This window comes from Rhodococcus sp. IEGM 1305, assembly GCF_030058635.1.
Classification (GTDB): Bacteria; Actinomycetota; Actinomycetes; order Mycobacteriales; family Mycobacteriaceae; genus Rhodococcus_F; species Rhodococcus_F opacus_D.
This window is the reverse complement of record NZ_JASHKX010000008.1, coordinates 190,461-211,234: the sequence shown is the minus strand read 5'-3', so window position 1 is coordinate 211,234 and position 20,774 is coordinate 190,461. Positions and strand designations below refer to the sequence as shown.

Sequence of the window (20,774 nt, the reverse complement as noted above, 5' to 3'; positions counted from 1 at the left end):
CACACCGAAGATTCTGCAGCACAACACCACAAATCATTGGGAGACACACCCTAGGACCCTTGTCCCGTGATGGTGGCACGCCGACGCTGGTGGACGAGGAGAGGAGCCGTCATGCAGGCACAATATCTCGACGCCGGAGATCTGCGATGGCCATGGGTCGCGGCCGCCACCGTCGTGGGCTTCGCGGCATTGTCGGTGACGTCTCCCCTCACCGTCCTCGGGGGTGCAGCAGCGGTCGTCTTCATCGGACTCGGCGTCTTCCGTAATCCGCATCATCGGGTCGTCGGCGCCGCGATCGTGTCGGTCGGTGTCGGACTGATGGTCCCGGGTTTGCCCGCCCTTCTTCTCCACGGTGTGAACTCGCTGTGAGCGGCCGCTCCGCGATTTGGAGACTGTGTGCCCTGTCGAGACGGTCACGCGGCGGTGGCACATTCTCTACGTGGCCGGCACGACCGAACAGAGACGAGGAATCGACATGCAGACTGATTCACCGGTAGTCGTGGGTGTGGACGGATCGGCGCAATCGCTCGACGCCGTGCGCTGGGCCGCCGATGCGGCCGTCCACCATCGAGTCCCGCTACTTCTGGTGTCCTCCCTCCTGACGGCGCCCGGTACATTCGGCGACGCCGTCAACCTCTCCGCAGGTGCGTTCAGCGGCGTGGAATATGCCGGCACTCAGCGTCTCGCCACGGCCGCGGAACTCGCCCGGCGGAGCGTGCGCGGCAACCACCTCACCCTACGGACGGCGTTGCGTCACGGCTCGGCCGTGCCGGCCCTGCTCGACGCCGCGAAGTCGGCGCGCATGCTGGTCGTCGGTTCCCGTGGCCTCGGAGAGTTCACCGGCGGCCTGGTGGGATCGGTCAGCGCCGCGGTAGCCAGTCATGCACCCTGCCCGGTGGCGTTGATCCGCGGAATGCCCGAAACGGACGCGCCGCCATTGGACGGCCCGGTGGTGGTCGGTGTCGCCGTTGCCCCGGCCGATCTCAGCGACAACGAACTTCCCTGGTCGGCAATCGCGACCGCTGAAGAGGCCGTCCTGTCGGAGAGCCTCCCCGGATGGAAGGACAAGTATCCTGACGTGTCCGTCCGCAAGATTGTCGTCCGAGATCGACCGGTTCACCACTTGCTTCAGCAATCGCAAGGAGCGCAGTTGGTGGTGACCGGCAGCCGTGGGCGGGGTGGTTTCACCTCGTTGCTGCTCGGTTCGACGAGTCGGGCGCTCCTCCACGCGCTCACCTGCCCGCTGCTGATCGTGCGCCGGTGACGAGACGAGACGCCTCCACCGCCGTCCCGGCCGGGCGGACCGTGATGAGTCCCCTCCTGAGGATCGGCCGCGCACTGGGGGCCTTCGGGTTCGTCGTCGTTGCAGGCACGCTCGGGTATGTCGTCCTGGGCTTCGGCATTCTGGATGCGCTGTACCAAACCGTGACGACGATCAGCACGGTCGGGTTTCGTGAGGTCCACCCACTCGGTGCGGTGGGCCAGATCTTCACGATCCTGCTCATACTGGCAGGTGTCGGTACGGCGCTATACACGTTCGGGGTAATACTCGAAGCACTCATCGAAGGACATCTACGTCAGCACATGGAGCGTCGGCGAATGGACAGACACATCAGCAGGACGACCGGACACACCATCATCTGTGGTTTCGGCCGGGTCGGACGGGCCGGAGTGCAGTACCTGGCCACGCTCGGGATGCCGGTCGTCGTCGTCGACCGAGATCCGGAGCGCCTCGCCGACCTCGACGTCCCGACAATAGTCGGGGATGTCACCGACGACCAGGTTCTCGAAGCGGCGGGAATCGGCCGTGCCCACGCCCTGATCACGGCGCTCGACACCGACGCGGACAATGTCTACGTCACACTCTCGAGCCGTGCGTTGCGGCCGGATCTGATCATCATTGCCCGCGCCCGCAACGATGGTTCGACGTCCAAGTTGATTCGGGCGGGAGCAAACCGAGTCGTCAACCCTCAACTCATCGGGGGGCGCCGGATGGGTGCCTTCGCGCTCCAGCCACATGTCGCCGAGTTCTTGGACGTCGTGATGCACGACGAGACACTGGACTACCGGATCGAGGAGGTCGAGGTCTCGGCTGGTTCGCCGCTGGCCGGGCGGACGCTGGCGGAAGCGGCCCTCGCGGCGGCCACCGGCTCGCTGTTGATGGCGTTGCGGTCGCCGACGGGACAGTTCGTCGCCAATCCCCCGCCGGAGCGACGTCTGGACCCGGGCACGATTCTCATTGCACTCGGAACTGCGCCGCAGCTCGACGCGCTTCGGCGCGAGGTCAAGCAGAGTGAGGGAATCGGCTCACCCTGAACGGTTTCCGGCCCTTCATCGTGCCTCCTCCGGGGTGCGGCGAGCCCACCGGAAATACGCAATGGGTCCGATGAAGTTCACCGCGATCACGGCAGCCCATGTCGTTTTGCTCCCCTTGATCTCGCGGGGATCACGCTTCGCCAGATCTGCCCAGGCCGCCACAGCCAGCCCCACTTGCACCGCCGCCGCCACGACCAGCGCGGCGCGCTGCGGCGTTGTCAGACTCGACCACGTCACACGCCTCTTCCATGGACTCATCGATGCTCCTCCGATCTCACCTCCACCGGCACGGCACCGCGAGAGCAATGCCTCGGCGGCGCCGACCACTGGATCTAGGTCCGTCTTTCCGTGTCCCGGGTCGATTCGGCGGCAATGGTGCCTGCCCACGCGCACACGTCCGCCCAGTCCCGGGCGTCGCCGTAGTGCCCACCCATGAGCGTGAAGACGACTCGCCCGAATCCCGGCCAATCACCCGAGGCGATCGCCCCGGCGAAGAATCGGTGGTCGCGCACATCGGCCGCATCCCGCAGCAATTGCACCGCTCGCGGCTCCGGTGTCACGCGACGCAGAAAACGCGCCAGCCGCTTGGACAGGGTCGTGCTGGTGACGCCCACCGACGACACCGAGAACGCCCACACTCGCTTCCCTTCGAATTGCGACCGCAGGCGCTCGACCGCGTCGGAGGCCTCGGCGAGCCACTGCCCGTCATGGATCGCGCTTCCGAGAACGATCACGTCGTAGGAGTGCACGTGTGACACGTCCGCGGCCGCCCGCACATCGACTTCCTGCCCGAAACCTTCGATACACGACCCGAGTCTCTCGGCTATCCCGCGGGTCGAGCCCTTCGCTGTCGCGTACGCCACCAGTACTTTCATGGGCGGGGCCTTTCCGGAGAGGTGTCGGCACCGGAATCGTCTCCGCGCGAGTGTGGCCCGGGCTCATCTGGCTCGAATGGTCCCTGGTCGAGGCGGAACGGTGGGTACTCATCCCGCATCAGGGTGGCGTACGCCGCGACGCGAAACGCCCAGCGGTTGATGCCCATCACGAAGTCGAAAAGACCATGTGGGTACCGTCCGGTGAAGAGAAGCGCAATTGCCGAAAAGGTCACCACGAGACCGAGCAGAGAACCGACGAGCCACGGCTGCCCGTAGTGCGCACCGTCGGTGGCGAACGCTCCGGCACGCCAGCTCCCGAACCACCCTCCCGCGAGTAGCGACAGAATCAGGTAGTGCGGGATCGCCAACAGCCACCACTTCACGAGCACCAGTCCGCGGGACAGCCGCACGGGATAATCGACGTCGAAGTCCGCCGGATAGTCGGTACGTTTCAGGGTGAAGGGTGGGTAGCGGTCCGTCGCCAGGGCCGAGTAGGTATAGAACTGCACGCGCCACCACCACCGGAGAACTCCGACGCCGAAGTCGAAGAGGGCCCGCGGATACCGCGCCGTGAACAGGATCACGAATCCGGAAACCAGGGTGGTGACGACGAACGCGACCCCGAGGAAGAAGAGCACGAAGTAGTGCGGGATCGCCAGTAACCACTTCACCAGCCACAGCCATCGCGACAGTGGTTCGTCGAGTTCGCCCACGAGACGGCTGGGATAGACGGTCCATGGAACCTGGGGGTGGGTGTCGTCGGCTGCGTCCCGTCCGACGGGATGCGGTTGCGGCGGACCGTGCCGACCCAGACCGATCGCTCCTGCCACGATCAACGGGATTCCGATGATCAGAAAGACGACTGCGCCGATCAGGACACTCAGAGCGAGCGGTCCGAGGAAAGCGAGGCGTGCCCCGGCCTGAATGTCGGCCGACACCCCGGGGGCGGCGTCGGCATTCATCACGACAGCCGTCCAGGCACCCTGCTGCAGCTCCCAGCGCACTTCTTGTGTGCCAGGACCCGATGAAAAGGTCGACCAGAACGACTGCGCCCCTGGTGCTTCCGCGGTCCGGGTTCCGGGAATCTGCCGATAGGTCGGTCGGAACGGATCGAAGTGCACGTCTGTCACCTCGGTGCGAGCAACGTCGGTGAAGTACTTGTCGACCTCGTCACGAGGGCCGATCCCGATGAAGATCTCCTGGCTGGGATCGGTCGCGGTGGCTCGCAGCAGTACCCGGCCGAGGTCCTCGGTGCTGAACCCTTCCGGCAAGTCGGCGCCCTCGAACAGATCGACCTTCTCCGATACCAGGGCACTTTCACTCGTCTCGAAGTGCTCACGCGGCGAGGTGAAGTGCCCACCGTCGCGTTGCATGAAGTAGGCCCACCCCAGAAACACCGCGGCAGTGAGCAGCGCGAACCCGGTCAGGGCGCTCAGACAGCCCAAGACGAGAACAGCCACTCTGCCGGTTCGCACAGGAAATTCCTCCCGGTCCGTGTCCCCGAAGTCTCAGTGTGGGTCCTGGCTCCATCGGCGCGTCAGGGTCATTGGTCACCACCTCGCCCGATGGTCGCGCGTGTTTGCGGCAACGAAAGAACGCGGACGAAAGGCCCTAGTACACCGGCCGGTGGATCAGCGACAGTTGAGCAGGACAGGAGCTGACATGCACCACGTCATAGAAGTGCACAGTCTTCACAAACACTTCGGTCACGTTCACGCACTGGACGGGTTGGATCTCACCGTCGACACCGGCGAGATCCACGGCTTCCTCGGGCCGAACGGTTCCGGAAAATCCACCACCATCCGTGTACTGCTCGGGATCCTGCGCGCCACGTCGGGTCAGGCCCGGATGCTCGGTCGCGATCCGTGGTCCGATGCAGTCGCGCTGCACCGTGAAGTGGCCTACGTGCCCGGCGATGTCACACTGTGGCCATCCTTGTCCGGTGGCGAAACGATCGACCTGCTGGCACGACTGCGCGGCGGACTCGACGAACAACGCCGCGGAGAACTCATCGATCGGTTCGATCTGGATCCGCGCAAGAAGGCGCGGAGCTGCTCCAAAGGTAACCGGCAGAAGGTAGCCCTGGTGTCGGCCCTCTCGTCACACGCCAGGGTTCTGCTCCTCGACGAACCCACCTCCGGTCTGGACCCATTGATGGAGCAAGTATTCCGCGAGTGCGCCCGCGAAGCGGTCGACCGCGGCGCCACCATCCTGTTGTCGAGCCACATCCTTTCCGAGGTCGAGGCGCTCTGCCATCGGGTGACGATCATCCGTGAAGGCAAGACAGTCGACAGCGGCGCCGTCGACTCGATGCGTCACCTCAGCCGCACGTCGATCACCGCCGAACTACTCGGCGACGCGGTCGACCTGCACCACATCCCCGGCGTCGCGGATATCGTGATCAACGGCAGCATGCTGCACTGTCAGGTCGACAGCGGAGTTTGCGGCGGCGACCGCCGCCAGTCCCGCCCAGATCGCCATGTACGGACCCATATTCAACCCCAGTCCCGGGGCGGTGGCGATCTGGAAAGCCGGTGCGCTGTACACCGTGATCGCCGTCGCGGTGATCTTGACCGTGATCCGGCACACCCGGGCCGAGGAGGAATCCGGTCGCGCCGAGCTGATCGATTCGACCGCGGTCGGCCGGTACGCCGGACTGACCGCCGCGATCGTCGTGGCCGCGGGTGCGTCGATTGTGACGGGAACCGCATTCGGCGTCGTGTTGCGCATGTTCGACCTACCGTTGGCCGGCTCGATCGGCTACGGAGCCGCCCTGGCCGCAAGCGGTCTCGTGTTCACCGGCGTAGCCGGCGTCGCCGCGCAGTTGACCACCTCCGCCCGCACGGCCCGCGGCGTCGCGTTGGGCGCACTCGGAGTGTTCTTTGCACTCCGCGCCGTCGGCGATGCCGGTTCCGGGACGCTGTCGTGGTTGTCGCCGCAGGGCTGGTCGTTGCAGCTGCGCCCGTTCGCCGAGGAGCGCTGGTGGACACTTCTCCTGCATGTGGCAGGGACCGCGGCATCGACCGTCACCGCCTACGTGCTGCTCCGCCGCCGCGATATCGGTGGCGGTCTCATCGCCGAACGCCCCGGCGACGAGACCGCCGGGCCTGCTCTCTCGGGGCCCGTCGGTCTGGCGTGGCGGATGCACCGCGGGACACTGCTCGCGTGGACCGTCGCCCTGCTCCTGTACGGACTGTTGTTCGGCAGCGCCGCTCACGGGCTCGGCATCCAACTCGGCGACAGCCGGACGATCAACGACGTCCTCGCCCGCCTCGGCGGGAATGCAACCGTGGAAGACGTCTTCGTCGCCTTCGCGCTCACCATGCTGGGCATCGCCGCGTCGGCCTACGCGATCTCCGCCGCACTCCGGCTTCATTACGAGGAAGCCGCGCAACGCGGCGAGCCGGTGATCGCAGGATCGGTCGGCCGCGTCCGGTGGGCACTGAGCCACCTGCTGTTCGCGGTGCTCGGCCCAGCCGTCGCCATCGTCGTCGCCGGTGTCGCCGTCGGAGTGACGTACGGCGCGGCCGTCGGGGACATCGCGGGCAAGCTCCCCGCGACGGTGGCCGGCGCGCTGGTTCAGCTTCCCGCGATCTGGATATCGGCCGGAGTAACCGTGGCACTGTTCGGACTGCTGCCCCGCCTCGCGCCTGCCGCATGGGCCGTCTATGTGACGTTCATCCTGATCTTCATGGTCGGCGCTCTCTCCGGCCTCCCGGCCTGGGTCCTCGACCTGGAACCATTCAGTCATCTTCCGAAACTGCCTGGAGAAGCATTCGACCCGGCACCGATCGTGTGGGAGTTGGTTTTCGCGGTCGCACTGATCACAGTGGGATTGATCGGTTTCCGCCGGCGCGACCGGAGGTGACCGATCCGGGTATCGAATCTCGCCGGCGAACACGGGCCGTCAGCTCAGCGCGGCCCGGACCACCAGTTCGAACGTCGGCCGCGGATCCGTCGTGTCGTGTCGGGCGATGCGATGCAGGATCAGGCCTTCTGCGCAGGCCATGACTGCGGTGGCGGCGGTCTGTGGATCCCGTGCTCCCAGCCGGTGGAATGCCGAGACGGCCGACGCCTCCATGGCCGCGCGCCCCCGTGCCAGCGCCTCCCGGAGAGTGGGGTCGTGGCTGGCTTCGAGGAACAGGACCAGCCGTGCGGCGGTGACGGTTCGGTTGGCGACGGTCGTGTAGTCGATCAGACCGCAGAGCGCGTCGACGAGGTCGTCTGCGGATGTCGGTGCCAGTACACCGACTTCGGCCATCTCGCGTTCCACGATCGCGTCGACGGTGCCGGAGAGCAGCGCCGCCCGGGTGCGGAAGTAATTGGACGTCGTCCCCTTCGGGAGGCCGACGCGTTCGTCGACCCGGGCGTGGGTGAGTGATCGCAGTCCCTCGGTTCCGACCAGGTCGATCGCTGCGTCGAGCGCTGTCGTTCTCGTTGGCGTCACACGCTACTATAAACATAGTGACTTGGCACTATGATCGTAGTAGCGTGATGTCATGAGACACGAGGCCAGCGGACACGACAGAGTTTCCGGACCGAACGGCGAGCCGGACAACACCTTTCCCGCACTGGACGGTGTCCGGCACCGCTACCTCCGACTCCCCGGCCTGCGCATGCACGTGGCCGAGGCCGGTCACGGCGAACCCGTGGTGCTACTCCACGGCTTCCCCCAGAACTGGTGGGAGTGGCGCGGGGTCCTCCCCGGGCTGGCCGCGCATTACCGGGTGATCTGCCCGGATCTGCGCGGCGCCGGCTGGACCGACGCCCCGCCCACCGGATACACCCGCGAGCAGTTGCTCGCCGACGTCGTCGCGCTACTGGACGCGCTCGAACTCGACCGGGTCTGCCTGATCGCGCACGACTGGGGCGCTCTGCTCGGATACGAGCTGTGCCTGCGCGCGCCGCACCGTGTGCGGAAATACGTGAGTCTCGGTGTCCCCCACCCGTTCGTTCGGTTCGATCCACGGCTGCTGCTGACGATCGCACGGCACGGCTGGTTCGAACCCGTGATCGCCGCACCGTTCCTCGGTCCACGCCTGCTCGGCCGGGGGCGTCAACGACTGACCTACCACCTGCTGCGGGGTTTCACCACGAACCGGAACACCTGTTCGGAGAACGACATCGAGATGTTCGCCGCCCAGCTGCGCGAACCTGCCCGCGCCGACGCGGCGTCCGCTCTCTACCGATGCTTCATCATGCGTGAGGCCGCGCGGATCATGACCGGCGCCTACCGGAACAGTCGGCTCGGCACCCCCACCCGGGTGCTCATCGGCGCCGAAGACCCCATTGTGCGCCCGGAGTTCCTCGGCGGATTCGAGAAGCACACCGATGACTTCGGTGTCGAGGTCGTCGAGGGCGCCTCACACTTCCTCGTCGACGAGAGGCCGGAGGTAGTGCTCGCACGCGCGCTCGCATTCTTCGCGCCGCCGGGTCGGGGTCACGAGGCGGCGACGGGCACCTGACGGACCGGATCGATGCTCCCGGGACGCTCGACCTCGCCGAGGGCGAATCCCACGCCGCGCACGGTGTGGACGACGTACGGCGATCCCACGGCCACCAGTTTCCGTCGCAGGGAGCAGACGTAGGCATTGAGGACGTTCGTCTTCGATTCGACCGTCACACCCCACACCATGAGCATGAGGTCGCGGCGGGTGACGACCCGGTCGACATTCTGCGCGAGCACGGTGAAGAGGACGAATTCCGTCCTGGTCAGCGTGGTGCGGAGCCCGTCGTGGTCGGGTTCGTGAGGTTCCTCGCACAGGCAGACGTCCTGCGCGCCGTCGGGCACCTGCGCGGGCACCTCAGGCTTCACCCGGCGGAGGATCGCGCGGAGCCGTGCGACGAGCTCGTCCGCCCCGACAGGCATCTCCATCACATCGTCGGCGCCGGCCTCGAGGAGGTCGCTGCGCCGGTTGCCGGAACGGAACGTGCCGATCACCACAACGGCGAGCGCGAATCGCATCGCCTTCAACGCACGCACCGTGGTGTCGGCGTCGAGATGTGGTGATCGTGCGTCGACGATCACCACATCGGGGGGTTCGATCCGCGACCGCACCGGCTCCGCATATGTCCTCGTGACGAAGAACCCCGCGTCCCGGAGGCGCTCGACGAGGGATCTCTCGACATCCGCGTCGATCAGCAGGACGCGCGGACGGGCGATGGCCGAACTCGACACAGCGTTCATGCGGGTTCCTCCTGTTTTCGAGCCTCGCGTCGGGGTTCCTGCTAGATCAACCCGGGACTGAGATCAAGTTCCCACGCCGCAGTTGATGACGATATCGGGCGAATCTCCCCTATCGTTACCGAGAGACCGCTGCATCAGACGATCGGGAGGTCGTTGTATGTCCCAGCTCCAGCACCTCACACTGCACGGGGACGCCGTCGCATACCGGATGGAGGGTGAGGGCGAGACGCTGCTGCTCGTGCACGGGATGGCGGGAAGTTCCGCGACGTGGCGTGCCGTTTTCCCGCAGTTGGCGCAGCGGTACCGGGTCCTGGCGCCGGACCTGCCCGGCCACGGCGATTCCGCCAAGCCGCGCGGCGACTACTCGCTGGGCGCGTTCGCCGCGTGGCTGCGCGACCTCCTGAACGAACTGGGCATCGAACGGGTGACCGTCATCGGTCAATCCCTCGGCGGTGGGGTGGCGATGCAGTTCAGCTATCAGCATCCCGAACTGTGTGACCGGCTGGTCCTCATCGGCAGCGGCGGACTGGGACCGGACGTGAACTGGACCCTGCGGTTGCTGGCGGCGCCGGGGTCCGAGTTCGTCCTGCCCTTGGTGGCGCCCACCGTGGTTCGTGACGCCGGAAACAAGGTCCGTGGCTGGCTGGCGGCGGCCGGGTTCCACTCGGTCCGCGGCGACGAGATGTGGAACGCTTACTCGTCGCTGTCCGATTCGGCCACCCGGCAGGCGTTTCTGCGGACGCTCCGCGCGGTCGTCGACCATCGGGGGCAGGCGGTGAGCGCGCTGAGCCGTCTGTACCTCAACGAAGGTCTCCCGACGCAACTGATCTGGGGCGATTCCGACGGCATCATCCCGGTCGCACACGGATACGCGGCGCACGAGGCGATTCCCGGGAGCCGGCTCGCCGTCCTCGACGGTGTCGGGCACTATCCGCACCTCGAGGATCCCGCCGCGGTGGTCGAGATCATCGACGACTTCGTCTCCACGACGCCGGCGCGGACCTGAACGATCCGTTCCCGGCGGCGCTCGCGCGGCGTCCGGTGACCAGAATGTAGACGCTGACCAGCAGCACCCACGCCGGGAACGCCAACGTCGACCAGAGGCTGAAGTCGACGATCACCAGCAGCCCCAGGGCCAGCAAATACGTGGTCACGACGAGCCATCGCGGCATCAGGCCGGTCCGCAGCCAGATCGTCCCCAGCGAGATCATGAACACCGCGGCCATACGCAGCGCGTAGACGTGGTTGATCTGCAGCATGATCTCGCGGCCGAAATAGACGATCTCGTTCGCGGAGCTGCCCGAGTGACGGGCAATGGCGAGGACGCCTCCCGCCACCCCCATCGAGACGAAACCCATCGCGAGAAACAGCAATCCGCTGCCGAGGAACACCGTCGCGAAGAATCGGTCCTCGAGGTCGCCGAGCCGGTCGCGGATGACGCCGATGAACCAGAGGAACGCGATCCCCGCGAACGGAGCAAGCAGCAGGGCCGCCTTGATCCGCATCTCGCCGCTGCCCACCCAGGGGGTTTCGTCGAACGGGTCCGCCGGCAGCGCGGTCCGCAGGAGGACGAGGCTGGTGGCGAACAGCACGGCGAAGACGATCCCCGCCACGGCCGCCGAGCGTGGCGTTCTCAGCCGGCGGAGGTCCTGCGCGCGCTGCGTTTCGGCCATGAGTCGATCCTCGCTCGAGGAGCGTTCGGGATTCACCGATTCGCGTCAACCGGGGAACACCCGCCGGTCGGTTTCCCGCTGGGCGGAACGCCGCATAGCGTGCCGCATCCCCGAGAACTGTGATGTCAATTACACATTCACGAGACTTCGACCACCGAATGTGACCACCCACCCCTACCGCCCGGCTCGGGCCGCGCCGCAGTGCCGCGGCGCCGTCACGAGTCCCGTGCAGGTATTCGAAAGGACCCGATGATGGTCACCCATGCGACCACCGAGCGATGGACACCCCGCCTGATCTTCTCGCTCGCCTCGATCGTGTTGCTGCTGGAGATGCTCGCGGTCAGCTACATGATGATCTCGATCGCGTTGCCGCAGATCGTCACCCACTACCAGACGACGCAGGGCGCATGGCTGCTCACGGCGTTCCTGCTGGTGGGAGCGATCACCTGCCCGCTGATCGGCAAGCTCGCCGATACACACGGCAAACGGAGACTCCTGCTGACGGCCGTGGGCCTGTCGGCGCTCGGGTCGCTGATCTCGGCGATCGCACCGACGTACGCGGTGCTGATCGCCGGCCGCGCCCTCACCGGTCTGCTCGTGCCCTGCCTGTTCCTGAGCTATTCGCTCATCCGCGACGTCTTCCCCGCCCGGACGGTGGCGTTGGCGGTCAGCATCGCCACGAGCGGCATGGGACTCATCGCGATCCCCGCACCGTTCTTCACCGGCTGGCTGATCGACAATTTCGGCTTCCGGAGCATCTTCTGGTTCTTCGTGGCCGGTCTGGTGATTCTCGCCGTCCTGATCCGGGCGACGACCGCGGAATCGCCGGTGCGCCTGCGCGCCCGCATCGACCTGATCGGCGCGGCGCTCCTGGGAGCCGGACTCGCCGGCATCCTCGTCGGGGTGAGCTTCGGGCCCTCGTGGGGCTGGACGTCGGGGTCGACGATCGGGTTCCTCGCCGGCGGTGTCGCCCTGCTGGTGGCGTGGACGGTGTCCGCACGACTGCTCGCGGACCCGCTGATCGACATCCGGTTCTTCGGTAAGCGGCCGGTGTTCCTGACGGCGCTCGGCGCGGGATTCTGCTACGGCACGTCCGCGGTGTTCACGATCATGCTCCCGATGATGTGCATGACCCCGGCGATCCTGGGGCTCGGCTACGGATTCGGCATCAGCGCAGAGGGATTCGCGATCTTCCAGGCGCCGCTGGGTGGCGCCGTGGTGATCGGCGGACTGATCGTCGGAACCCTGGTCCCCCGGAACGTCCGCCCGCGGACCCTGATGGTCGTGGGCATGCTCGTGATGGCCGCCGCCTGCCTGCTCACGGCGATGGTCCACGATGACAAGGCACTCCTGATCGGCTTCGCCGCACTCCTCGGCGTGGGAATGGGCATGGGGTACGCCTCCGTCCCGAACCTGCTCATCGCCGCGGTGCCGCCGCAGTTGCAGGCGACGACGGCGAGCATGGTGGCGGTGTTCCAGAGCATCCTGCCCGCCATCCTCCCGGTGATCGTCTTCTCGGTGTTGAACTCGCACATCGCGACCGTCATGCAGGGTGCGGTCTTCTACACCGACACCGGCATCACGATCGCGTTCGTGATCGGTGCGATCTCGGCGCTGCTGGGCGCGGTCGTGGCCTTCGCGTTGCCCCGCCGGATTTCGCAACTGAGCGCGCCCGGTTCGGGGTCGGCGGCCGCGGCCGACACGGACGGGGCCGTCGTCCTCGCCCACTGAGCCGCCGGTCTCACACCGTCGTCGCGACTCCCCCGTGGGGTCGCGGCGACGACGGCCCTCAGCGATTTCACAGCGCGCGTGTGTCACCATCAGCGGTCGTCCCGTCCCTGGGCTCGGTCGTTGTGAGGAGGCATTGATGCGGGTGCGATTACCCGGGCGGGTCGTCCCGCTGACCGAGGCGCAGCACGCCATTTGGTTCGCACAGCAGCTCACACCCGAGATTCCCTACGTGATCGCCCAGTACGTGGACCTGCGTGGTCCGGTACGCCTGGACCTGCTGACGGACGCGTCCGCACGAGCCGTCCACGAACTGGGATCGTTCACCGTGCGGGAGGTGGACGGCCGGCCCCACCAGGTTTTCGGCACCGGAACGTCGGAGCCGGTGCCGGTGGTCGACCTGCGGGACGAACCCGATCCGGGCGACGCGGCCGAACGGTGGATGCGGAATGACTGCACCTCCCCCGTCGACATGTACGGCGAATCACTCGTCCTATCGACGATTCTGCAGGTGGGCGCCGAGCGCACCTACTGGTACTCGCGTGCCCACCACGTCGCGATGGACGGTTATGCGGCGATGATGTTGATGCGCCGCACCGCCGAACTGTACGTGGCGGGAATCGACGGCGACCGGCCTCCGGAGTTCCGGACGGTCGATCCTGGGCGGATCGCGGCGGACGACGCGGACTACCGGTCTTCGCCCCGCTTCGAACGCGACCGCGCCTACTGGCGGGCGCAGGTCCGCGACCTGCCCCCGATGGTCGGCCTCAGCGGACGACGTACCCCGAATCCCGGCGCCTCGGTGCTGGTGGCACGGGGCAGCGCGGACCGCAGCAGCGACCTCTTGCGTCCCACCGACGACGGGAACGCGCACAGCCCGACCGTGGTGGTGGTGGCGGCGTTCGCCGCGTATCTCGCCCGCATGACCGGCGCCGACGACGTGGTCCTGTCACTTCCGGTGTCCGCCAGGACATCTGCGCGGCTGCGCGGCGCCGGTGGTTCCGTGTCGAACGTCCTTCCCCTCCCCCTGCGCGGTGTCGGCACCGGCACGGTGCGGGAGGCGGTGCGGGCGGCCCGAACGGCCTTGACGGGGGCGCTCCGCCATCAGCGGTACCGCCGCGAGGACATCGGCAAGGACACCGCCTCTGCCGGAACGGGTCTCACCCACTTCGGTCCGGTCGTCAACGTGATGCTGTTCAAGCAGGAGATCACTCTCGGTCCGGTCAGCGGACGCGTGCAGGTGCTGACGACCGGTCCCACGGCCGACCTGGCCGTCAACATCTATCCGGGACCACCCGGCTCGGTTCCGCGCATCGACGTCGAGGCGAGTCCGGCGCTGTACGACGAGGACGAGGTCACCGGGCACCATCGACGGTTCACCGTGTTCCTCGCGCGCTTCCATGCCGCCACCGGCACGGACCGCCTGGTCGCCGACCTCGACGTGTTCCACGACGCCGAACGGGAGGCGTTCACTCCGGCCTCCGGACTGCCGGATTCGGAACCTGTGACGCTGGATCGGATTCTCGCGGCGACCGTCGTTACCCGCCCCGACGCCGTCGCGGTCCGGGACCGAGGGCGGGTGGTGACCTACCGCGAACTCGACGAGGCCGCCGACCGGTGGGCGCGGGTGCTGACCGGGCATGGCGTCGAACCCGAGGACCTGGTGGCGGTGTCGATTCCGCGGTCGTACGAATCGGTGCTGGCGTTGTGGGCAGTAGTCAGGAGCGGCGCGGCGTACGTGCCCGTCGATCCGACCCACCCCACCGACCGGATCGCCTACACCCTCGGCGACTCCGGCGCGGCGCTGGGTCTCACCGTCCGCTCGGCGCGCGATAGCCTGCCCGGCACCATCCGCTGGCTGAGCCTCGACGACGGCGACGAGAATCCGCTGACCGCGGAACGCGGTAGCCCTGTGCGCATCGAGCACCCCGCCTACGTGATCTACACCTCCGGCTCCACCGGGGTCCCGAAAGGGGTCGTCGTCACGCACGACGGTCTCGCCAACCTCGTGCAGGAGATTCGGGACAAGTACGCGGTCACAGCACATTCACGGGTCCTGCATTTCGCATCGCCCAGCTTCGACACCGCACTGGTCGAGGTGCTCGCGGCGTGCATCGGCGGCGCCACCCTGGTGATCGCACCGACCGACGTGTACGGCGGGGCGGAGCTGAGAGAACTGCTGCGTGCCGAACGCATCACCCATCTGCTGTCGACGCCGTCCGCGCTGGCGACCGTGGCACCCGACGGGCTCGACTCCCTGGAGCTGGTCCTCGTCGGAGGCGAGGTGTGCCCGCAGGACCTCGCTGATCGGTGGGCGGTCGGCCGGACGATGCGGAATGCCTACGGGCCCACCGAAACCACGTGCAGCGTCACCCTCACCGACCCCCTCGACCCGGGCAGCCGGGTGACGATCGGGTCCCTGATGCGGGGCGTGCGGGCGACGGTCTGCGATCCGCTGCTGCGCCCCCTCCCGCCGGGGGCCGTCGGCGAGCTGTACCTCGGGACGCCTGCACTCGCCCGCGGATACCACCGGCAACCGGCACTGACCGCCACACGATTCGTCGCGGACCCGGCCGGCAAGCCGGGATCCCGCATGTTCCGCACCGGTGACCGGGTCCGGTGGACGAACGCGACCACCCTCGAATTCCTCGAACGCGCCGACGATCAGGTGAAGGTCCGCGGATTCCGCATCGAGCTCGGCGAAATCGACGCCGCGCTGCGCAGGAACCCGAACATCGACTTCGCCACCACGGTCGTGTACCGCAACCCGGCCGGAGACCCGGTCCTGGTCTCCTACATCGTGGTGCGGCGCGAGTCGCAGACCACGCCCGAGTCGGCGAGACGCGACCTCGCACGGTTCCTGCCGGACTACATGGTTCCCGCATCGATCACCGTGCTGGACGCGGTTCCCCTGACACCGACGAAGAAGCTGGACCGCGGCGCACTCCCCGCCCCCGCCTTCCGCACGACCACCACCCCTCGACGCGAACCGGACACGGTGACCGAGCGCACGGTCGCCGACGTGTTCGGCCGACTGCTCGGTGTCCCCGCCGTCGCGGCGGGCGATTCGTTCTTCGACCTCGGTGGAGACTCCTTGTCCGCCACGAGGGTGGTCGCGACATTGAACGCAGAACTCGACGCGACGCTCGGTGTGCGTGAGCTGTTCGAGACCCCGACCGTGTCGGCGCTCGCGGAGCGGATCGACGACAGGGACGCTTCCGGATCCGGCACGGTGCGCGCTCCGGGTATCGCCGCCACCGCCGTGCCCGACCGGGTGCCGCTGTCGCCGTCGCAGCAGTTCATCGACCGCACGGCCACCACCCCGCCGCTGTACAGCATTCCGTTCACTGTGCGGGTGGCGGGGGCGGTGGACGTCGACGCGCTGCGCTGCGCTGTGGCGGACGTCGTGGCGCGCCACGGTGCGTTACGCACCGTCTTCCCTGACTCGGCGTCGGGGCCGTATCAGCGTCTGCTGTCCGTCGACGATGCCCTACCGGATCTGGCGCCGATCCCCGCCGGACCCGACGACGTCGGCAACCGGGTGGATCGGGTGCTGGGGGCGCCGTTCGACGTGCGGACCGAACCCCCCTTGCGCGCACGGCTCTTCGCATTGGACGCACGCGATCACCTCCTCGCGTGCGTCCTCCACCACATCGCCGCGGACGGATGGTCGCTGGCGCTGGTCGCACGCGATCTCGTCTCCGCGTATGCGAGCCGGACCGCGGGCGCGCCCCCGGGCTGGGAGCCGCCCCGGGTGACCTACCCGCAGTACAGTGTGTGGCGTCGCGACATGCTGGGCACCGAGGACGATCCGGGAAGCGTCGCGTCGCGGCAACTCGCGTTCTGGACCCAGGAACTGTCGGGACTCCCCGGCGAGGTGGGGCTGCCCCTCGACCGACAGCGGCCGCAGAACTGGACGTACGGCGCGGGACGCGTCACGTTCCGGATCGACGAGACCGCACATGTCACGCTCGCGTCGCTTGCGCACCGACATCACGCCACGGTGTTCACCGCGCTGCGATCTGCGGTCGCGATCCTGCTCGCCCGGTTGAGCGGAGACACCGACATCGCCGTCGGCACCCCGGTCGCCGGTCGGAACGTCCCGGAATTGGACGACGTCGTCGGGATGTTCGTCAACACCGTCGTCCTGCGGACCCGGGTCGATCCCGGGGACACGCTCGCGGCGGTGATCCGAGATACCCATGACGTCGAACTGCGTGCCTTCGCGCACGCGGACCTGCAGTTCGAGCGACTCGTCGACCTGATCGACCCGCCCCGGTCGCCGTCGCTGCACCCGTTCTTCCAGGTCGCGATGTCGCTGAACAACTTCACCCCGGCGACCCTGGACGTCGCCGGCCTCCGTTTCGACATCACCCCGCGGCCCCTCGACGTGGCGAAATGCGATCTCCACTTTCATTTCACCGAGTGCCACGACTCCACCGGCAGGCCGGCCGGGATCGACGCCGAACTGGTGTACGCCACCGACCTCTTCGACGGGGCCACCGCGACGTCCTTCGTCGACGCTCTACTGGCCGTCGTCGGAGACGATCACGGTGGATGAGCAACACTGACACCATGGATCGGAATCTGCTCGACCCGAGGTCGTGGAATGTGCGCGCCCGGTCCGCGGCGGCGGCCGCCCTGGTGGTCACGATCTGCCTCGTCCTCGCGGGCGGAGCGTTGCTCGTGGTGCTGTATCGGACGCTGGAGCATTCGGCGCGCGACGCCGCGGACACCCGCGCACGGCAAATCGTCGAGGAACTCCGGACCGCGGCACCCGGGGGCCTCGACAGCTCCTTGTTCGCGACCGACGGCCAGATCGGCACCATCCAGGTCATCGACTCGGCCGGCATCGTCGTGGCGGCCTCACCCGGCGCCGACCGCCTCCCTGTCACGTTCGAGCCAGTGCCGCCCGGCGATTCGCGGTACCTCGGCAACATCGACCTCGGCGGCGAACCCGACTACTGGATCGTCGAACAGGGCGCGCAGTCGCCGTCGGGTCCCGCGACCGTCGTGGTCGGGGCGGACCGCGAACCCATCGAGGGCATTCTCGGCACGGTGGCCCTGCTCATGGCGATCGGTGGCCCCGTCGTCGTCGCGTTGGTGGCGGTGGCGAGCTATCGACTCGTCGGCGCGGCCCTCCTGCCCGTCGAACGGATCCGGGCGCGGGTGGCCGCCATCTCCACGGACCGGCTCGACGAACGCGTCCCGGTCCCGGACACCCAGGACGAGATCGCCCGGCTCGCCGAAACGATGAACAGCATGCTCGGCCGGCTCGAGTCCGGTCACCGCGCACAGCAACGATTCGTCTCCGACGCATCGCACGAACTGCGCAGCCCGCTGGCCACCATCACCGCCGCCCTGGAGTTGGCGCACACCCGCCCCGAACTGGTCGACACGTCGCTGGTCGACGAGTCGTTGCTGCCCGAGGCGCGCCGCATGAACCATCTCCTCGCGGACCTGCTGCTCCTCGCCCGGGCCGACGAGAACGGGCTCACCCACACGTCGGTGGATGTGGATATCGACGACCTGATGTACGCCGAGAGTGCCCGAGTGCGGGACATGTCGCCGGAGTTGGTGGTGCGGGCGGCGATCGCGCCGGTCCGAGTGGTCGGCGACCCGCAGCAACTGGCGCGGGTGGTGCGCAATCTCGTCGACAACGCGCGGCGTCACGCCCGGCGTGAGATCCGCCTGAACTGCCGGACGTCGTCCGACGGAGCGGTCCTCGAGGTCGCCGACGACGGGCCGGGGATTGCTTTGCTGGACCGGCAGCGGATATTCGAACGGTTCGTCCGCCTCGACACCCCCCGCACCCGCGACTCGGGGGGTGCGGGGCTGGGCCTGGCGATCGTCGCCGAGATCGTCGCGACACACGGTGGCACGATCGACGTCACCGACAGCGACACGGGCGGGGCGCGATTCGTGATCGCCCTCCCCGTGGACGGTACCTGTCAGTCGTCACCGGACTTCAGCCGGTAGCCGACCCCGCGAACGGTATCGATGCTGTTTCTGCCGAACGGGGTATCCACCTTGCGTCGCAGATAACCGATGTACACCTCGACGATGTTGTCGTCGCCCTCGTAGTGGGTGTCCCACACCGACTGCAGAATCTCCTGCTTGGTGACCGCGGACCCGGCATTCCGCATCAAGAACTCCAGGACGCTGTATTCGCGAGGCGTCAGCGCGAGCGCGATGCCGTCCCGAGTGACCCGATGCCGGGCGGGATCCAGTTCCAGTCCGTTCACCGTCAGGACGGGGGGACGCCGCGGTGCGCCGCGGCGGATCAGCGCCCGCAGCCGGGCCACCAGCACCACGAACGAGAACGGTTTGATCAGATAGTCGTCGGCGCCGAGGTCGAACGCGTCCGCCAGGTCGTATTCGCCGTCCTTGGCCGACAACATCAGCACCGGAGTCCACACTTCACGACGCCGCAGGTCCCGCACGATGTCGTACCCGTGTTTCCCGGGCAGCATGATGTCGAGGACGACCACGTCGAAGTCGCCGCTGAGCGCCGCCTCGAAACCCGACAGGCCGTCGTGCTCGACGTCGACGACGAACCCCTCGGCCGTCAGTCCACGGCGCACCGTCTCAGCGAGACGCCGTTCGTCCTCGACCAGAAGAACTCGCACCGCCTCTCCTCCCTGTGCCCCGCGACTTTCAGTACAACAGACCGCCGCGGGGTGGGCCACGCGCTCTCAGCGTTCCCACAGCGGGCCGTGACGACACTGGCCGAATGCCCCACACCTCCGCCGCCACCGCCGGGCTTCGTGTGTCCACCGTCCGCTCGGCGCCGTTGCTCCGTCGAAACCGCTCCCGGTCGTCAGCCGAGTGGGAGGCTGAGGAGGGAACAGTTTCTCTGGTTCGACCCGGACGACAGGAGACCACTATGCGACTGACCACACTCGGCGACCTTCCCGCGCGCATCGCGACCGGGGGTTTCATCCTCCACACAGGGATGCAGAAATGGTCGGCGGACGAGCAGACCGCCCAGAGTATTCACGGGATGGCGGCGGGGGCGTTCCCGTTCCTGAACGCGATCCCGCCGGAACGATTCATCAAGTTGCTGTCGGTCGCCGAGATAGGCACTGGCGCAGCACTGCTCACACCGTTCGTGCCCTCCGCCGTGGCCGGGGCGGCGCTCACCGGGTTCTCCGGCGGCCTCGTGGCCATGTACGCGAGGACGCCCGCGCTGCGTAACCCCGGCAGCATCTGGCCGAACGAGAACGGCATCGCCGTCGCCAAGGACGTGTGGATGCTCGGCATCGGGTTGGGTTTCGTGCTCGGCGGGTTGTCCCGTTCCCGCTGCCGCTGACTGTCTGACGTCGATCGGACCGAGTTCGGAGACTCCGTCGGCTACTGCTCGGGCACGACGCAGAAGTCGCTGTCGGAGAACCCCGAGGGCCGCACACCGAGCGCCTGATTGAGCCGTCCCCGGTGGTTCTCCCAGGCGATGGCCGCGGCGAGTTCGGTCAGCTGCGCCTCGGAGAACTCGGCGAGCAGTGAGCGCCGCAGGTCCTCGCCGATGTGGGCGGGTGTGCGGGTGATGGCCTCGGCGAATTCCAGCACCAGCTTCTCGGTGTCGTCGAATTCGCTGCTCTCACGAAACTTCGGGAGGGCGCGCAACTGCGCGTCACTCACTCCGAGCGCGCGGCTGAACGCCGATCCGATGTCGAGGCAGTACTCGCAGTTGGTCAGTGCGGCCGCCTTGATCTCGCCGAGCGCCTTGAGGCGGGGGTCGAGCCTGGCGCTCGTCGCGAGCGCGAACTCGTAAACCCCGACGGCGGCGAGTAGCTGCGGTCGGCGCCGCAACCAGCGCAACAGGTCTGCCCGGTTGCGGCGGGCGGTGGGAAAGACACGACGTAACGAGTCCATCTGACCGAGGACGCTCATGCTGTCGGTCTACACCCATCGCCGGGGCGGGACAACCCTGAAGCCATTCGGCAATCGTGGTGTCTCGGCGACGGGAGTGTTCTACGTTCGGAACGGAGGCCCACC

At 67.7% G+C, this 20,774-nt stretch carries 18 protein-coding genes and 1 pseudogene; 11 read left to right on the top strand and 8 right to left on the bottom strand.

Features of this window, described 5'->3' with window-relative positions; genetic code table 11:
• Positions 1 to 111: 111 nt before the first annotated feature.
• From QM693_RS15845 to QM693_RS15835, 3 genes are all read left to right on the top strand, one after another.
• Positions 112 to 369, top strand: coding sequence for a hypothetical protein (locus QM693_RS15845; RefSeq protein WP_280783203.1), 258 nt, complete (start codon positions 112 to 114; stop codon positions 367 to 369).
• 106 nt (positions 370 to 475) lie between these two features.
• Positions 476 to 1,264, top strand: a complete 789-nt coding sequence (locus tag QM693_RS15840; protein WP_283352823.1) for a universal stress protein — start codon at positions 476 to 478, stop codon at positions 1,262 to 1,264.
• A 44-nt stretch (positions 1,265 to 1,308) separates the two neighbouring features.
• A complete protein-coding gene (locus QM693_RS15835; protein WP_283352831.1) occupies positions 1,309 to 2,316 on the top strand; it encodes a potassium channel family protein in 1,008 nt (335 codons plus the stop codon).
• A 15-nt stretch (positions 2,317 to 2,331) separates the two neighbouring features.
• Here the strand turns inward: QM693_RS15835 and QM693_RS15830 are convergent, their stop codons facing one another.
• The 3 genes from QM693_RS15830 to QM693_RS15820 all read right to left on the bottom strand — a co-directional run bounded on the left by QM693_RS15830 (position 2,332) and on the right by QM693_RS15820 (position 4,666).
• Entirely contained in the window at positions 2,332 to 2,574 is a 243-nt protein-coding gene (locus tag QM693_RS15830; RefSeq protein WP_283352822.1) for a PLDc N-terminal domain-containing protein, read from the bottom strand.
• A 74-nt stretch (positions 2,575 to 2,648) separates the two neighbouring features.
• A complete protein-coding gene (locus QM693_RS15825; protein WP_283352821.1) occupies positions 2,649 to 3,191 on the bottom strand; it encodes a flavodoxin domain-containing protein in 543 nt (180 codons plus the stop codon).
• A complete protein-coding gene (locus QM693_RS15820; protein WP_283352820.1) occupies positions 3,188 to 4,666 on the bottom strand; it encodes a DUF4389 domain-containing protein in 1,479 nt (492 codons plus the stop codon). The genes QM693_RS15825 and QM693_RS15820 overlap by 4 nt, the downstream gene beginning before the upstream one ends.
• A 187-nt stretch (positions 4,667 to 4,853) precedes the next feature.
• Between QM693_RS15820 and QM693_RS15815 the strand changes: the two are divergent.
• Positions 4,854 to 5,627, top strand: a pseudogene (locus QM693_RS15815) (ABC transporter ATP-binding protein); the annotation flags it as partial.
• A gap of 43 nt (positions 5,628 to 5,670) precedes the next feature.
• The gene (locus QM693_RS15810) at positions 5,671 to 7,059 is read left to right on the top strand and encodes an ABC transporter permease (RefSeq protein WP_283352819.1); all 1,389 of its coding nucleotides are present in this window, start codon (positions 5,671 to 5,673) and stop codon (positions 7,057 to 7,059) included.
• A gap of 39 nt (positions 7,060 to 7,098) precedes the next feature.
• Here the strand turns inward: QM693_RS15810 and QM693_RS15805 are convergent, their stop codons facing one another.
• Positions 7,099 to 7,638 (bottom strand): TetR/AcrR family transcriptional regulator, encoded by a 540-nt coding sequence (locus QM693_RS15805; protein ID WP_283352818.1) that lies wholly within the window; start codon positions 7,636 to 7,638, stop codon positions 7,099 to 7,101.
• Between the two features lie 52 nt (positions 7,639 to 7,690).
• Here QM693_RS15805 and QM693_RS15800 point away from each other — a divergent pair, with 52 nt between their 5' ends.
• Positions 7,691 to 8,656, top strand: coding sequence for an alpha/beta fold hydrolase (locus QM693_RS15800; protein ID WP_283352817.1), 966 nt, complete (start codon positions 7,691 to 7,693; stop codon positions 8,654 to 8,656).
• On the opposite strand, the gene QM693_RS15795 is transcribed toward QM693_RS15800, so the two are convergent.
• Positions 8,632 to 9,378 carry a response regulator transcription factor gene (locus tag QM693_RS15795; protein WP_280783195.1) on the bottom strand — a complete coding sequence of 249 codons (747 nt, stop codon included), beginning with the start codon at positions 9,376 to 9,378 and terminating at the stop codon, positions 8,632 to 8,634. The two genes, QM693_RS15800 and QM693_RS15795, sit on opposite strands and share 25 nt — an antisense overlap.
• A 157-nt stretch (positions 9,379 to 9,535) precedes the next feature.
• On the opposite strand from QM693_RS15795, the gene QM693_RS15790 reads away from it, so the two are divergent.
• Complete coding sequence (locus QM693_RS15790) at positions 9,536 to 10,384, top strand: alpha/beta fold hydrolase (protein WP_105417417.1); 849 nt, start codon at positions 9,536 to 9,538, stop codon at positions 10,382 to 10,384.
• Here QM693_RS15790 and QM693_RS15785 read toward each other — a convergent pair.
• Positions 10,344 to 11,051: a hypothetical protein gene (locus tag QM693_RS15785; protein ID WP_280783194.1), complete on the bottom strand. Its 708-nt coding sequence runs from the start codon at positions 11,049 to 11,051 to the stop codon at positions 10,344 to 10,346. The genes QM693_RS15790 and QM693_RS15785 overlap by 41 nt on opposite strands.
• Before the next feature lie 249 nt (positions 11,052 to 11,300).
• On the opposite strand from QM693_RS15785, the gene QM693_RS15780 reads away from it, so the two are divergent.
• From QM693_RS15780 to QM693_RS15770, 3 genes are all read left to right on the top strand, one after another.
• Positions 11,301 to 12,782, top strand: a complete 1,482-nt coding sequence (locus QM693_RS15780; RefSeq protein ID WP_280783193.1) for an MFS transporter — start codon at positions 11,301 to 11,303, stop codon at positions 12,780 to 12,782.
• A 136-nt stretch (positions 12,783 to 12,918) separates the two neighbouring features.
• A complete protein-coding gene (locus tag QM693_RS15775; RefSeq protein WP_283352816.1) occupies positions 12,919 to 17,340 on the top strand; it encodes a non-ribosomal peptide synthetase in 4,422 nt (1,473 codons plus the stop codon).
• A gap of 14 nt (positions 17,341 to 17,354) precedes the next feature.
• Complete coding sequence (locus QM693_RS15770) at positions 17,355 to 18,758, top strand: sensor histidine kinase (protein ID WP_283352830.1); 1,404 nt, start codon at positions 17,355 to 17,357, stop codon at positions 18,756 to 18,758.
• Here the strand turns inward: QM693_RS15770 and QM693_RS15765 are convergent.
• On the bottom strand, positions 18,731 to 19,408 hold the full coding sequence (locus QM693_RS15765) for a response regulator transcription factor (protein WP_283332440.1): 678 nt from the start codon (positions 19,406 to 19,408) through the stop codon (positions 18,731 to 18,733). The two genes, QM693_RS15770 and QM693_RS15765, sit on opposite strands and share 28 nt — an antisense overlap.
• Before the next feature lie 257 nt (positions 19,409 to 19,665).
• Here QM693_RS15765 and QM693_RS15760 point away from each other — a divergent pair, with 257 nt between their 5' ends.
• Positions 19,666 to 20,091 carry a hypothetical protein gene (locus tag QM693_RS15760; RefSeq protein ID WP_283332441.1) on the top strand — a complete coding sequence of 142 codons (426 nt, stop codon included), beginning with the start codon at positions 19,666 to 19,668 and terminating at the stop codon, positions 20,089 to 20,091.
• A gap of 41 nt (positions 20,092 to 20,132) precedes the next feature.
• On the opposite strand, the gene QM693_RS15755 is transcribed toward QM693_RS15760, so the two are convergent.
• Positions 20,133 to 20,669 (bottom strand): carboxymuconolactone decarboxylase family protein, encoded by a 537-nt coding sequence (locus QM693_RS15755; protein WP_280783189.1) that lies wholly within the window; start codon positions 20,667 to 20,669, stop codon positions 20,133 to 20,135.
• Between the last annotated feature and the right edge of the window lie 105 nt (positions 20,670 to 20,774).

What these genes read in the sequence shown, in the direction of transcription:
- QM693_RS15775 (WP_283352816.1), top strand. Translation starts at nt 12,919, where the DNA reads ATGCGGGTGCGATTACCCGGGCGGGTCGTCCCGCTGACCGAGGCGCAG.
- QM693_RS15780 (WP_280783193.1), top strand. Translation starts at nt 11,301, where the DNA reads ATGATGGTCACCCATGCGACCACCGAGCGATGGACACCCCGCCTGATC.
- QM693_RS15770 (WP_283352830.1), top strand. Translation starts at nt 17,355, where the DNA reads ATGGATCGGAATCTGCTCGACCCGAGGTCGTGGAATGTGCGCGCCCGG.
- QM693_RS15825 (WP_283352821.1), bottom strand. Translation starts at nt 3,191, where the DNA reads ATGAAAGTACTGGTGGCGTACGCGACAGCGAAGGGCTCGACCCGCGGG.
- QM693_RS15800 (WP_283352817.1), top strand. Translation starts at nt 7,691, where the DNA reads ATGAGACACGAGGCCAGCGGACACGACAGAGTTTCCGGACCGAACGGC.
- QM693_RS15830 (WP_283352822.1), bottom strand. Translation starts at nt 2,574, where the DNA reads ATGAGTCCATGGAAGAGGCGTGTGACGTGGTCGAGTCTGACAACGCCG.
- QM693_RS15810 (WP_283352819.1), top strand. Translation starts at nt 5,671, where the DNA reads ATGTACGGACCCATATTCAACCCCAGTCCCGGGGCGGTGGCGATCTGG.
- QM693_RS15845 (WP_280783203.1), top strand. Translation starts at nt 112, where the DNA reads ATGCAGGCACAATATCTCGACGCCGGAGATCTGCGATGGCCATGGGTC.
- QM693_RS15755 (WP_280783189.1), bottom strand. Translation starts at nt 20,669, where the DNA reads ATGAGCGTCCTCGGTCAGATGGACTCGTTACGTCGTGTCTTTCCCACC.
- QM693_RS15790 (WP_105417417.1), top strand. Translation starts at nt 9,536, where the DNA reads ATGTCCCAGCTCCAGCACCTCACACTGCACGGGGACGCCGTCGCATAC.
- QM693_RS15840 (WP_283352823.1), top strand. Translation starts at nt 476, where the DNA reads ATGCAGACTGATTCACCGGTAGTCGTGGGTGTGGACGGATCGGCGCAA.
- QM693_RS15760 (WP_283332441.1), top strand. Translation starts at nt 19,666, where the DNA reads ATGCGACTGACCACACTCGGCGACCTTCCCGCGCGCATCGCGACCGGG.
- QM693_RS15835 (WP_283352831.1), top strand. Translation starts at nt 1,309, where the DNA reads ATGAGTCCCCTCCTGAGGATCGGCCGCGCACTGGGGGCCTTCGGGTTC.
- QM693_RS15785 (WP_280783194.1), bottom strand. Translation starts at nt 11,051, where the DNA reads ATGGCCGAAACGCAGCGCGCGCAGGACCTCCGCCGGCTGAGAACGCCA.
- QM693_RS15795 (WP_280783195.1), bottom strand. Translation starts at nt 9,378, where the DNA reads ATGAACGCTGTGTCGAGTTCGGCCATCGCCCGTCCGCGCGTCCTGCTG.